Origin of the sequence: Maritimibacter harenae, assembly GCF_009882975.1 — a bacterium.
In the GTDB taxonomy this organism is placed as follows: domain Bacteria; phylum Pseudomonadota; class Alphaproteobacteria; order Rhodobacterales; family Rhodobacteraceae; genus Maritimibacter; species Maritimibacter harenae.
Genome location: NZ_WTUX01000022.1, coordinates 152630 through 163795, shown reverse-complemented (window position 1 = coordinate 163795; position 11166 = coordinate 152630). Strand labels below are relative to the sequence as shown.

13 protein-coding genes are annotated in these 11166 nt (G+C 66.5%); 6 read left to right on the top strand and 7 right to left on the bottom strand.

The genetic code is table 11. The features are described from left to right. Positions 1–12 precede the first annotated feature (12 nt). The 3 genes from GQE99_RS19600 to GQE99_RS19590 all read left to right on the top strand — a co-directional run bounded on the left by GQE99_RS19600 (position 13) and on the right by GQE99_RS19590 (position 1686). Positions 13–417, top strand: coding sequence for a PTS sugar transporter subunit IIA (locus GQE99_RS19600; protein WP_161353647.1), 405 nt, complete (start codon positions 13–15; stop codon positions 415–417). Then, entirely contained in the window at positions 417–695 is a 279-nt protein-coding gene (locus GQE99_RS19595) for an HPr family phosphocarrier protein (protein ID WP_161353646.1), read from the top strand. Before GQE99_RS19600 ends, GQE99_RS19595 begins: the two co-directional genes overlap by 1 nt. 124 nt (positions 696–819) lie before the next feature. Continuing rightward, positions 820–1686, top strand: a complete 867-nt coding sequence (locus tag GQE99_RS19590; RefSeq protein ID WP_161353645.1) for a lysophospholipid acyltransferase family protein — start codon at positions 820–822, stop codon at positions 1684–1686. 5 nt (positions 1687–1691) lie between these two features. Here the strand turns inward: GQE99_RS19590 and GQE99_RS19585 are convergent, their stop codons facing one another. Beyond that, positions 1692–2567 carry a 3-hydroxybutyryl-CoA dehydrogenase gene (locus tag GQE99_RS19585; RefSeq protein WP_161353644.1) on the bottom strand — a complete coding sequence of 292 codons (876 nt, stop codon included), beginning with the start codon at positions 2565–2567 and terminating at the stop codon, positions 1692–1694. Positions 2568–2733: 166 nt separating this feature from the next. On the opposite strand from GQE99_RS19585, the gene GQE99_RS19580 reads away from it, so the two are divergent. Beyond that, entirely contained in the window at positions 2734–3561 is an 828-nt protein-coding gene (locus tag GQE99_RS19580) for a DUF6473 family protein (RefSeq protein ID WP_161353643.1), read from the top strand. A gap of 55 nt (positions 3562–3616) precedes the next feature. Here the strand turns inward: GQE99_RS19580 and GQE99_RS19575 are convergent, their stop codons facing one another. Both GQE99_RS19575 and GQE99_RS19570 read right to left on the bottom strand, forming a co-directional pair. Continuing rightward, complete coding sequence (locus GQE99_RS19575) at positions 3617–4543, bottom strand: electron transfer flavoprotein subunit alpha/FixB family protein (protein ID WP_161353642.1); 927 nt, start codon at positions 4541–4543, stop codon at positions 3617–3619. Then, the gene (locus GQE99_RS19570) at positions 4543–5301 is read right to left on the bottom strand and encodes an electron transfer flavoprotein subunit beta/FixA family protein (protein WP_161353641.1); all 759 of its coding nucleotides are present in this window, start codon (positions 5299–5301) and stop codon (positions 4543–4545) included. Before GQE99_RS19570 ends, GQE99_RS19575 begins: the two co-directional genes overlap by 1 nt. A 317-nt stretch (positions 5302–5618) precedes the next feature. Here GQE99_RS19570 and GQE99_RS19565 point away from each other — a divergent pair, with 317 nt between their 5' ends. Next, positions 5619–6089, top strand: a complete 471-nt coding sequence (locus GQE99_RS19565) for a GyrI-like domain-containing protein (protein WP_161353640.1) — start codon at positions 5619–5621, stop codon at positions 6087–6089. Between the two features lie 15 nt (positions 6090–6104). Here GQE99_RS19565 and smpB read toward each other — a convergent pair whose 3' ends face one another. Both smpB and dapA read right to left on the bottom strand, forming a co-directional pair. Further along, positions 6105–6578: an SsrA-binding protein SmpB gene (gene smpB / locus GQE99_RS19560; RefSeq protein WP_161353639.1), complete on the bottom strand. Its 474-nt coding sequence runs from the start codon at positions 6576–6578 to the stop codon at positions 6105–6107. A gap of 40 nt (positions 6579–6618) precedes the next feature. After that, complete coding sequence (dapA, locus tag GQE99_RS19555) at positions 6619–7491, bottom strand: 4-hydroxy-tetrahydrodipicolinate synthase (protein ID WP_161353638.1); 873 nt, start codon at positions 7489–7491, stop codon at positions 6619–6621. A gap of 140 nt (positions 7492–7631) precedes the next feature. Here dapA and GQE99_RS19550 point away from each other — a divergent pair, with 140 nt between their 5' ends. After that, entirely contained in the window at positions 7632–9596 is a 1965-nt protein-coding gene (locus GQE99_RS19550; RefSeq protein WP_161353637.1) for a lytic transglycosylase domain-containing protein, read from the top strand. Here the strand turns inward: GQE99_RS19550 and GQE99_RS19545 are convergent. Then, on the bottom strand, positions 9571–10467 hold the full coding sequence (locus GQE99_RS19545; RefSeq protein ID WP_161353636.1) for a DMT family transporter: 897 nt from the start codon (positions 10465–10467) through the stop codon (positions 9571–9573). The genes GQE99_RS19550 and GQE99_RS19545 overlap by 26 nt on opposite strands. Continuing rightward, entirely contained in the window at positions 10464–11135 is a 672-nt protein-coding gene (mnmD, locus tag GQE99_RS19540; RefSeq protein WP_235917306.1) for a tRNA (5-methylaminomethyl-2-thiouridine)(34)-methyltransferase MnmD, read from the bottom strand. The genes GQE99_RS19545 and mnmD overlap by 4 nt, the downstream gene beginning before the upstream one ends. Between the last annotated feature and the right edge of the window lie 31 nt (positions 11136–11166).

Sequence of the window (11166 nt, the reverse complement as noted above, 5' to 3'; positions counted from 1 at the left end):
GAGGTTCATCGCTTGATCGGTATCGTGATCGTTGCGCATGGCGGTTTGGCTGGCGAATACCTGTCGGCGGTCGAACACGTTGTGGGCAAGCTTGATGGTGTTCGCGCGATCCGTATCGCCGCCGACTGCGACCGTGCGCGCAAGCGGGCTGAAATCATGGCCGCTGCCGACGCGGTCGACACGGGCGACGGGGTGATCGTCGTGGTCGACATGTTCGGCGGCTCGCCGTCGAACCTTTCGCTGCCGGCCTGCGCCGGTCGCAACCGCAAGATCCTGTATGGTGCCAACCTGCCCATGCTGGTCAAACTGGCGAAATCCCGCCACGGAACGGTCGATGATGCCAGCCGGGCGGCACTGGCGGCCGGTCGCAAGTATATTGACGCCATCGACGGCGCGCAGGCGGAAGGCACGGTTTGATGAGTACATCGCTCGCGCGTAAGATGAAGATCGAGAACGAGAAGGGCCTGCACGCCCGGGCTTCGGCCAAGTTCGTCGATGTGGTCGAGAACCACGATGCCCGGGCCCGCGTCTCGAAGGACGGGATGGAGGCCGAGGGGGATTCGATCATGGGTCTGCTGATGCTGGCCGCATCGCGCGGCAGCGAGATCGAGGTCGAGACCTCGGGGCCCCAGGCCGAGGCGCTCATGGAAGCCCTCGATGCCCTGGTGGCTGACAAATTCGGCGAAGGCATGTAAGAACACGTGTCGCGAGAGTCGAGAACTGAAGGGGGCGACCCGTTTGGACCAATCCGTCAACACCGTTGCCCGGGCCGCCAGGGCCCGCGAAGCAAGGCAGGAGTCCGCGTCGCAAAGGGCGGACATGGTTGAGACGTCCCGCTCCACCGCGCTCGCCCCGAACAACGGTCATACATACTCCAAGCGCGACCTCACATATGCCGACACCTTCGACAACAAGGTGCAGGCCCGGCTGATCCGCTGGATGGAGATGGCCACCGGCAAGCTCAGCGTCTTCCGCATGATCCGGAAGTTCGAGAAGCTCGGTGCCCCCACCGGCATCGATTTCTGGGCCGGCGCGATCGAGGCGATGGGCATCGACATCGAGACGCCCGAGGAACAGATCGCCCGCATCCCCAAGGAGGGGCCGGTGGTGATCGTGGCGAACCACACCCACGGGCTGGTCGACGGCATGGTGATGGGCGAGATGATCGCCCGCGTGCGCCCGGATTTCCAGATCCTCACCCGCTCGGTCCTGACCGGGCTGGACGAGGTGGCGAGCGCTTTCCTGATCCCGGTGCCGTTCCCGCACGACCCCGACGCCCAGCAGAAGGGCAAGGAAATGCGCGCACTGGCGCTCCAGCGGCTGAAGGAGGGCGGCGTGATCGGCGTCTTCCCGTCCGGCGTCGTGGCCGCGTCCGAGACCTGGTGGGGCCCGCCGGTCGAGGCGGAATGGAACCTCTTCACCGCGCAGCTCATCCGCAAGACCGGCGCCAAGGTGGTGCCGATCCGCTATCTCGGCGGCAACACCCGCGCCTACAACATCGCCAACCAGGTGTCGGCGACCCTGCGCCAGGGCCTTCTGATCCACGAGATCGTCAAGGCCTGCAACAAGCCCATCGCGCCGATCATCGGCGAGCCGCTCTCGGACGAACAGATGGCGCTTCTGGAGAAGAACCCGCGCGGCTTCATCAAGTGGCTGCGCGAACACACGCTGACGCTGGAGCCCTGAGCCCCTCAGCGCGTCGGAACCGGCGTGTCCCCGCGATAATCGTAGAACCCGCGACCGGCCTTGCGGCCCAGCCACCCGGCCTCGACGTATTTCGTGAGCAGCGGGCAGGGACGGTACTTCGTGTCCGCGAGCCCGTCGTGCAGCACGTTCATGATGGCAAGACACGTGTCCAGCCCGATGAAATCGGCTAGCTCCAGCGGCCCCATCGGATGGTTCGCGCCCAGCTTCATCGACTCGTCGATCGACTTCACCGATCCCACGCCCTCGTAGAGCGTGTACACGGCCTCGTTGATCATCGGCATCAGGATGCGGTTCACGATGAAAGCCGGGAAATCCTCGGCGCTGGCCGAGGTCTTGCCCAACTTGGCCACGACCTCCTGGCAGGCCTCGAAGGTCGCCTGGTCCGTCGCGATGCCCCGGATCAGTTCCACGAGCTGCATGACCGGTACCGGGTTCATGAAGTGGAACCCCATGAATTTCTCCGGCCGGTCGGTGCGCGAGGCGAGGCGCGTGATCGAGATCGACGATGTGTTCGAGGTCAGGATCGTGTCCGGCTTCAGGTGCGGAATGAGATCCTCGAAGATCGCCTGCTTGACCGTCTCGCGCTCGGTCGCGGCCTCGATGACAAGGTCGGAGGCGCCCAGGTCGGACAGGGTCAGCGTGGTGGTGATGCGCTCCAGCGCGGCGTCGCAGTCCTCCTGCGACACCTTTCCGCGCGATACCTGCCGGTCGAGGTTGCCGCGGATGGTCACGAGCGCGGCGTCGAGCGCGTCCTGGCTCACGTCGGTCAGCAGCACCCGGTAACCCGCGAGCGCCATCACGTGCGCGATCCCGTTGCCCATCTGCCCGGCGCCGATCACGCCCACCGTCTCGATTGTCATCTGCCACCTATTCGTTGTCTGACGGACCTTATGCGCGTGCACGGGGGCGGGGCAAGGCCCACCCATTAACCAAGGCGCCGGAATCATGGGTCTGCCGTGCCGGGCTTAAGTCTTTGGCAACCCAACGCTGGCAGTCTCCCGTGCGGGCAAGACTGGAGTGGGTGGCATGGCCTTTGAAACGCTGGGTGAAAGCACCCTTGACTACGTCCCGTGCCGGTACGGGAAATCGAAGATCCTTTTTCGGGGGCCGAAGCGCAAGCTCACCGCGCCCTACGTCGCGGTGGTCGGCGGGACCGAGACCTACGGGAAATTCCTCGAACACCCCTATCCGGCGCTGACCGAGGGCGTGCTGGACATGCCGGTGATCAACCTGGGCTACGTGAATGCCGGGGTGGATGTTTTCGCGCTCGATCCGACGGTCAACGCCATTTGTTCGGAGGCGCGCGTGACGGTGATCGAGATCACCGGGGCGCAGAACATGTCGAACCGGTTCTACGCGGTCCATCCGCGCCGCAACGACCGGTTCCTGCGGGCCTCGAACCTGCTCAAGTCGATCTACCGGGACGTCGATTTCACCGAGTTCCACTTCACGCGCCACCTTTTGGGGGCGCTGCGGGCGACATCGGCAGAGCGCTTCGCGATGGTGGAGCAGGAATTGCGCGAGGCCTGGGTCGCGCGGATGAAGGGCTTCATGTCCACGATCGAATCCCGTGTCGTGCTCCTGTGGCTGTCGGCCCATGCGCCGGAGCGGCGCGCGACCGATACGGCCTGGGGCAACGACCCGCTGTTCGTCGACCGTGACATGCTGAACGCCGTCGCCCCCTTCGCCGAGGACGTGGTTGAGGTCGTCGCGACGCCCGACGAGATCGCAGAGGGTTTCGAAGGGCTCGTTTTTTCGGAATTCGAAGAGCCCTCGGCGCGCGGCATGCTTGGCACGGTCGCCCACGCCCGGGTGGCGTCCGCGCTCGACGCGTCATTGCGCCGGCTTCTGTGAAAAAGAAAAGGCCCGCCGATCAGGCGGGCCTTTCCGTCAGTCGGATCCGCTCGGATCAGAGCTTCTCGATCAGCTCCGGCACGGCGGTGAAGAGGTCGGCGACGAGGCCGTAGTCGGCGACTTGGAAGATCGGCGCCTCTTCGTCCTTGTTGATCGCGACGATGATCTTCGAGTCCTTCATGCCGGCGAGGTGCTGGATCGCACCCGAGATGCCCACGGCGACGTAGAGCTCGGGGGCGACGACCTTGCCGGTCTGGCCCACCTGCCAGTCGTTCGGGGCGTAGCCGGAGTCGACCGCCGCACGGGACGCACCCACGGCGGCGCCCAGCTTGTCGGCCAGCTTCTCGATCAGCGCGAAGTCGTCTTCCGAGCCCACGCCACGGCCGCCCGACACGACGATGCCCGCCGAGGTCAGCTCCGGGCGGTCGCTCTCGGCCACCTTGTCCTCGACCCATTCCGACAGGCCGGAGGCCGCGGGGGCGTCGATCGTCTCGACGGAGGCGGAACCGCCGGTGCCGGCCGCGTCGAAGGTCGAGGTCCGGATCGTGAGAACCTTCTTCTCGTCTTTCGACTTCACCGTCTGGATCGCGTTGCCGGCATAGACCGGGCGCTCGAACGTGTCGGCGTCGACCACGCCGGAGACGTCCGAGATCACCATCACGTCGAGCAGCGCGGCCACGCGCGGCATGATGTTCTTGGCATCCGTCGTCGCCGGTGCGGCGATGTGGGAATAGTCGCCCGCGAGCGACACGATCAGGTCCGCGGTCGCTTCGGCCAGGCGGTGGCCGAGCGAGTCACCCTCGGCGACCAGCACCTTAGCGACACCGTCGATCTTGGCGGCTTCGTCGCCCGCGGCGGCGGCAGACGCCCCGGCGCAGAGCACGGTCACGTCACCCAGGTCCTTGGCGGCGGAGACCGCCTTCGCGGTCGCGTCCAGTGCCAGTTCGCCGGAATTCACTTCGGCAAGCAGGAGAACAGCCATCACACGACCCCCTTCTCTTTGAGTTTCGAGACCAGCTCATCGACGCTCTCGACCTTGATGCCGGCCTGGCGCACCGGCGGCTCGGTGGTCTTGACGACCTCGAGGCGCGGGGCGACGTCGACGCCGTAATCCTCGGCGGTCTTCTCGTCCAAGGGCTTCTTCTTGGCCTTCATGATGTTGGGCAGCGACGCATAACGCGGCTCGTTCAGGCGCAGGTCGGCGGTGACGATGGCGGGCAGGCCCACCTTGATCGTCTGCAGGCCGCCGTCGACTTCACGCGTCACGGTGGCCGCGTCGCCGTCGATCTTGAGCTCGGAGGCGAAGGTCGCCTGGCCCCAGCCCAGGAGCGCGGCCAGCATCTGGCCGGTGGCGTTCATGTCGTTGTCGATCGCCTGCTTGCCGGCGAGCACCAGCTTGGGCTGCTCCTCGTCGATCACGGCCTTCAGGATCTTGGCGACCGCCAGGGGTTCGATGTCATCGTGCACGTCATCGGCCGCCACTACGAGGATCGCGCGGTCCGCGCCCATCGCCAGCGCCGTGCGCAGCGTTTCCTGCGCCTGCTTGACCCCGATCGACACCGCGACCACTTCCTCGGCCACGCCCGCTTCCTTCAGACGGATCGCCTCTTCAACGGCAATCTCGTCGAACGGGTTCATCGACATTTTAACATTCGCAAGATCGACACCGGAGCCGTCGGACTTAACCTTCGCCTTCACGTTGTAGTCGATCACGCGCTTCACAGGCACGAGCACCTTCATCAGCGTTCTCTCCCTTTGCGCCGCATGGGCAGTTGTCGTGCATGGTTTAGCGGGGATGAGACGGGTGTCACAATGCGAATCCGACGAAAATCAATGCTGCGACGCCGCGTTTCGGGGAATCGTGACCATCCGTGGGGGCCGCGTCACGGTATGCGAGCGCAAACATAGACAGATGCGATCATGACGGACGGTCGCGGGCCCGGTGACTCGTGCGTTCAGAATGCAGGCGCAGCAACGCCTCCCGAACCGCGGAACCTGTCGACTGGGGGTTTCGGTCCCCCGGGGCCTGCGCTAGCGTCGGCGCCTGAGGAGGTCCCATGGTCACGTTGCCGAATCCCGAACTGGTCCTGTCGCGCGAAAAGCTCATCGTCGGGCTCGCGGGCGATTACACGATGGAGACGCGGGACCAGATCCCGAAGCTCTACGAGCAGTTCTTCGCCATCAAGGACGGTATCAAGCACAAGGTTTCGGACGTGCTCTACGGCATCTCGATGGACCCGGCGCCGGACGGATCGTTCCGGTACGGGGTCGGGATCGAGGTGGAAGAGGCCGAGGACATCCCCGAAGGCACCTGCGAGATGACGCTGGTCGAAGGCGACTACGTCGTGTTTTCCCAGCGCACGGCGATGTCCGAGCTGCCCGAACGGTTCGACGCGGTATTCTCGGAATGGCTCCCCGCCTCGCCCTTCAAGCAGCGCGAGGGCGCGGTGTTCGAGTGTTACCCGGACGATTCGAAGCCGGAACCCGGCAAGATGCTCTACGAGATCTGGGTGCCGGTCGAGGAATGACGCGGCACGCGGCGCTCAGCTCTGCTTGAGCAGCCGCTGCTTCTGCCGGTTCCAGTCCTGCTTGGCCTTGTCCGCGCGCTTGTCGTGGATCTTCTTGCCCTTGGCGATCCCGATCTTCATCTTCGCGATGCCCTTGTGGTTGAAGTAGAGCACCAGCGGGACGAGCGTCATGCCCTTGCGCTGCGTGTCGTTCCACAAGCGCGCGAGCTCCTTCTTCGAGGCAAGCAGCTTGCGCCGGCGGCGTTCGTCGTGGCCGAAGGTCTTGGCCTGCTCGTAGGGCGCGATGTAACCGTTGACCAGCCACAGCTCGCCGTTCTCGACGGCCGCGTAGCTTTCGGCGATGTTCGCACCGCCGTTGCGCAGGCTCTTCACCTCTGAGCCTTCCAGCACGATGCCGACCTCGAGATCGTCCTCGATCGCGTAGTCGTGCCGCGCCTTCCGGTTCTCGGCGACCACCTTGTAGTTCTTGTTGTCGTCTTGCTTGGCCATGGGGTCCCCATATAGGTCAAGGAGACCCCACCGAAAAGCCTCAGTTCAAAAGACCCGCGTGACGCATCGCGCTGTCCATCGCCGCTTTCGTGTCGTCCGACAGCGTCATCAGCGGCAGGCGCACCTCGTCCGAGATGAGGCCCAGCTTGGACATGCCGTATTTCGCGCCCGCAACGCCCGGCTCCATGAACACGGCGCGGTGCAGCGGCATGAGCTTGTCGCTGATCTCCAGCGCGGCGTCGTAGTCGCCCGCCAGTGTCGCGTTCTGCATCTCGGCGCAGAGCTTCGGGGCCACGTTGGCGGTCACGGAGATGCAGCCGACGCCGCCCATCGCGTTGAAGCCGACCGCCGTCGCATCCTCCCCGGAGAGCTGGATGAAGTCCTTGCCGCACATCTCGCGCTGCCAGGCGACGCGGGCGAGGTCGCCGGTCGCGTCCTTCACGCCGATGATCATCTCGTGCTTGGACAGCTCCGCCATCGTCGCGGGCGCCATGTCGACCGCCGAGCGGCCGGGGATGTTGTAGATGATGATCGGCAGGCCGACTTCCGCGATCGCGAGGAAATGCGCGATCAGCCCCGTCTGGGTCGGCTTGTTGTAATAGGGCGTCACGACCAGCGCGGCATCGGCCCCGGCCTTCTTCGCGTGCTCGGTGAAATGCAGCGCCTCGACCGTGTTGTTGGACCCGGTGCCCGCGATCACCTTGATCCGGCCGTCCACCGCCTTCACGACTTCGTCGACCACCATGAGGTGCTCTTCGTGCAGGAGCGTCGGGCTTTCACCCGTGGTGCCGACGGGGACCAGCCCGTGCGAACCCTGCTCGATATGCCACTCCACGAGGCGTTTGAGCGCATCGACATCCACCTTGCCGTCCTTGAACGGCGTCACAAGGGCCGGAATCGAACCTGTCAGCATGTCACGCTCCTGTTGCTTTTTGCGTCCGTGGAAGGGGCAGTGAGTCGCCCCGGGTAAAACGCGGCGGAAACTAGCCGCGATGGCGGGAAATGCCAAGAATGTGTGTTGCGAGACGCAGCGTGACGGATAGGAATGCCGTCATGACAAGTGGATTCTCGAATTTCACCCGCCTTTTCCGAAGCTTGGCCCTCAGCGTGATGCTGGGCGCCGGGCCGGTCCTGGCGCAGGATGCCGCCGAGGTCGCCGCGCTCGAGGACGGGCTCGCCCTGATGCGGGACGGCAAATGGGACGAGGCACTGGCCGCGGCCGGTGATCCGGGCGACCTGGCGCGCGACATCATCCAGTGGAACCGCCTGCGCGCCGGCGAAGGCACATTCGTCGAGACGCTGGCGTTCCTCGCCCGCCATCCCGACTGGCCGGGCGAGGCGCTGCTGCGCGAGCGCAGCGAGGCGAACATTCCCGACGACGCGCTGATCAACGATGTCCTCGCCTTCTTCGCGGATCACCCGCCCCAGACCGGGACGGGCGTCATCCGCTATGCCCGTGCGCTGTGGGAAAGCGGGGCGAAGGATGCCGCGATGGCGGAGGCGCGCCGCGGCTGGACGACCCTGTCGTTGTCGCGGGGCGAAGAAGACCAGTTCATGCACGACTGGCCCAAGACGCTGGCCGACCACCACTGGGCCCGCATGGACACGCTGCTGTGGCGCGGGCTGACCAACCAGGCCGAGCGGCACATGGCCCGTATCGACACCGACCGCCAGATCCTGGCCAACGCCCGCATCGCCCTGCGGGATGACGAGCCGGGCGTGGACGCGATGATCGAAAAGGTGCCCGAGGCGCTGGCGGACGACCCGGGGCTTGCCTACGAACGCATGCTCTGGCGGGCGCGCAAGGGGCGCAACGACGACGCGATCGAGATGATCCTGGCACGCTCGACCTCGGCCGAGGCGTTGGGGGACCCCGAGCGCTGGGGCTATCAACGCCGCACGCTTGCCCGCTGGGCGATGCGCGAAGGAAAGGCCGAAACCGCCTATCGCCTGGCCGCGAACCACCATATCGACAGCGGCTGGAGCCGCGAGGATTGCGAATGGATCGCGGGCTACGTCGCGCTGCGCAAGCTCGACGACCCCGAGACCGCGCTGGACCATTTCCGCAGCTTCAAGGACACCGTCGACACGCCGATCAGCCTGGGCCGCGCCGGGTACTGGGAGGGCCGCGCGCTCGAGGCGATGGGACGCGGCGAAGACGCGCGGGCGGCTTATGCCGCGGGCGGCGCCCACCAGACCGCCTTCTATGGCCTCCTGGCCGCCGAGAAGGCCGGGCTCGAGATGGACGCCGCGCTGACCGGTCAGGAGGAATTTCCCGATTTCACGCAAGCCAGCTTCTGGGGCACCCCGATCATGGAGGCCGCCCGGCTGACCGCCGCGCTCGACGAGAAGTACCTCACGCAACGTTTCGCGGTGCACCTGTCGGAGCGGCTCGACCGGGCCGAAACGGGGGCACTGGCCGACTGGGCACAGAGCGTCGACATGCCCTATGTCATGCTGAAGATCGCCAAGCATGCGGTGAACTTCGGCAAGGTCATCCCGCACGCCTATTTCCCGACGCCCGAGATCGGGCGCGGCAACCCCGACGTGCCGCGCGCGCTCGAAATGGCGATCTCCCGGCGCGAAAGCGAATTCAACCACACCGTCCGCTCCCACGCGGGCGCGCTGGGCCTCATGCAGCTCATGCCGGGCACGGCCAAGGACATGGCCAGCCGGGTCGGGGTGGATTACGACCGCGACAAGCTGACCGAGGACCCGGAATACAACATCCGCCTCGGCTCCGAATACCTCGCGTGGTTGATGGAACGTTTCGGCGACAACATCGTCCTGCTGTCGGTGGCCTACAACGCGGGGCTGGGCCGGGCCTACAACTGGTCCGAGGACCGCGGCGACCCGCGCGATGACGACATCGACGTGGTCGACTGGATCGAGCACATCCCCTTCGACGAGACCCAGAACTACGTCATGCGGGTGTCCGAAACCCTGCCGATCTACCGCGCGCGGCTGACCGGCGAAGTGCAGCCGCTCGACTTCACCGCAGAGCTGAAGCGCCGGTAGACCGGCGGTTCAGCTGCCGCTCGCGCCACGCGGTGAAGAGCCCGGCCCCGACGACGATGACCGCGCCGATGGCCACGTTCGTCTCGATGCTTTCGCCGAAGAAGGTGATCGCGATGATCGACACGAACACGAGCTGGAAATAGGCGAAGGGCTGCAGCGCACTCGCCTCGGCCTGTTCGTAGCTCTTGATGAGCAGGAAATGCCCGCCCGCGCCGGTGAGGCACAGCAGGAACATCCAGAGCCAATCCTCGCGCGCCAGCGGCTCCCAGAACCACAGACCGATCACGGTGATCGCGACGGCGCCGGTCACGCCGGTCCAGAAGAACGAGGTCTCGGCGCTGTCGCGCCGCGCGGCGAAGCGCGTGGCCAGCCCGTAGACCGCGAAGAGGAACGCCGCAGCCACGGCGATCAACGCCTCGGGGGCGAAGACCGCGAAGCCGGGCCGCAGGATCACGAGGATGCCGATGAACCCGGCCCCGATCGCCGCCCAGCGGCGCGGCCCCACCGCCTCGCCCAGGATCGGGCCGGAAAGTGCCGCGATCATCAGCGGGTAGGCGGCGAAGATCGCGTGCGTCGGGATGAGCCCCAGCACCACGAAGGCATAGACCGTGACGCAGACCTCGGCGATCAGGAGAAGCCCGCGGAAGGTCTGGAGCACCGGCTGCGTGGTCGTGGCCGCCCGGCGCAGACCCCCGGCCGAGCGCGCGGCCATCGCCACCACGAAGGCCGCGAAGAACCAGTATCGGATCATGACGATGAGATAGACGTTGTACTTGTCGGCCAGCAGTCGCGACACGCCGTCCTGCACGGCGAAAACGAAGACCGCCCCGATCATCAGCAGGATACCCGCCCGCACGTTGTTCGCACTCATACGCCGTCCTTTCGTGCCACGCTCATGTGGCGCTTGCCCGCGAAGCCCGGTCGCCGCTCGACGGCGAAGCCCGCCGCCGCCAGCCCCCGGCGCACGAACCCGGCTGCGGTGTAGGTCGCCGCCGTGCCGCCCGGCGCCGTGTGGCGCCCGACCTCGGCCATCAGGTCCTCGGACCACAGTTCCGGGTTCTTGGCCGGGGCGAAGCCGTCCAGGAACCAGGCGTCCGCCGAACCGTCCCACGCGGCCAGCGTCTCGCGCGCGTCGCCCGTGATCACCTCGACCGCGAAGCCGTCCATGTCGAAGCGCCGCGTGCCCCTCTCCCATGCGGCAAGGAACGGACCCGCGACCGCCTCGGCCTCGGGAAAGGCCGTGAGCGCGCGGGCGATGTCGCCGGCCGTCATCGGGTAGGCCTCGAAGCTCGTGAACCGGGCGGGGCCCGCGCCCGCCGCGCGCCAGGCGATGAAGGCCGCGAGCATGTTGAGCCCGGTGCCGAAGCCCAGTTCGGCGATGTGGAACCCCGGCGCGAACCGGACCGGCAGGTCGTTGCCCCCGAGGAAGACGTAGCGCGACTCCGCCAGCCCGCCCGCAAGGCTGAAATACGGGTCGTCGAACCTGGTCGACACCGGCACCTGCCCGTCGCGCCATTCCAATTCGGCCGTCTGGTCCATCGCGCGCCAATCCCCTATGCACAGGGTTCGA

Excerpts from the sequence above, each read along its gene's own strand:
- GQE99_RS19595 (WP_161353646.1), top strand. The coding sequence starts at position 417 with ATGAGTACATCGCTCGCGCGTAAGATGAAGATCGAGAACGAGAAGGGC.
- GQE99_RS19590 (WP_161353645.1), top strand. The coding sequence starts at position 820 with ATGGTTGAGACGTCCCGCTCCACCGCGCTCGCCCCGAACAACGGTCAT.
- GQE99_RS19585 (WP_161353644.1), bottom strand. The coding sequence starts at position 2,567 with ATGACAATCGAGACGGTGGGCGTGATCGGCGCCGGGCAGATGGGCAAC.
- GQE99_RS19580 (WP_161353643.1), top strand. The coding sequence starts at position 2,734 with ATGGCCTTTGAAACGCTGGGTGAAAGCACCCTTGACTACGTCCCGTGC.
- GQE99_RS19575 (WP_161353642.1), bottom strand. The coding sequence starts at position 4,543 with ATGGCTGTTCTCCTGCTTGCCGAAGTGAATTCCGGCGAACTGGCACTG.
- GQE99_RS19570 (WP_161353641.1), bottom strand. The coding sequence starts at position 5,301 with ATGAAGGTGCTCGTGCCTGTGAAGCGCGTGATCGACTACAACGTGAAG.
- GQE99_RS19565 (WP_161353640.1), top strand. The coding sequence starts at position 5,619 with ATGGTCACGTTGCCGAATCCCGAACTGGTCCTGTCGCGCGAAAAGCTC.
- smpB (WP_161353639.1), bottom strand. The coding sequence starts at position 6,578 with ATGGCCAAGCAAGACGACAACAAGAACTACAAGGTGGTCGCCGAGAAC.
- dapA (WP_161353638.1), bottom strand. The coding sequence starts at position 7,491 with ATGCTGACAGGTTCGATTCCGGCCCTTGTGACGCCGTTCAAGGACGGC.
- GQE99_RS19550 (WP_161353637.1), top strand. The coding sequence starts at position 7,632 with ATGACAAGTGGATTCTCGAATTTCACCCGCCTTTTCCGAAGCTTGGCC.
- GQE99_RS19545 (WP_161353636.1), bottom strand. The coding sequence starts at position 10,467 with ATGAGTGCGAACAACGTGCGGGCGGGTATCCTGCTGATGATCGGGGCG.
- mnmD (WP_235917306.1), bottom strand. The coding sequence starts at position 11,135 with ATGGACCAGACGGCCGAATTGGAATGGCGCGACGGGCAGGTGCCGGTG.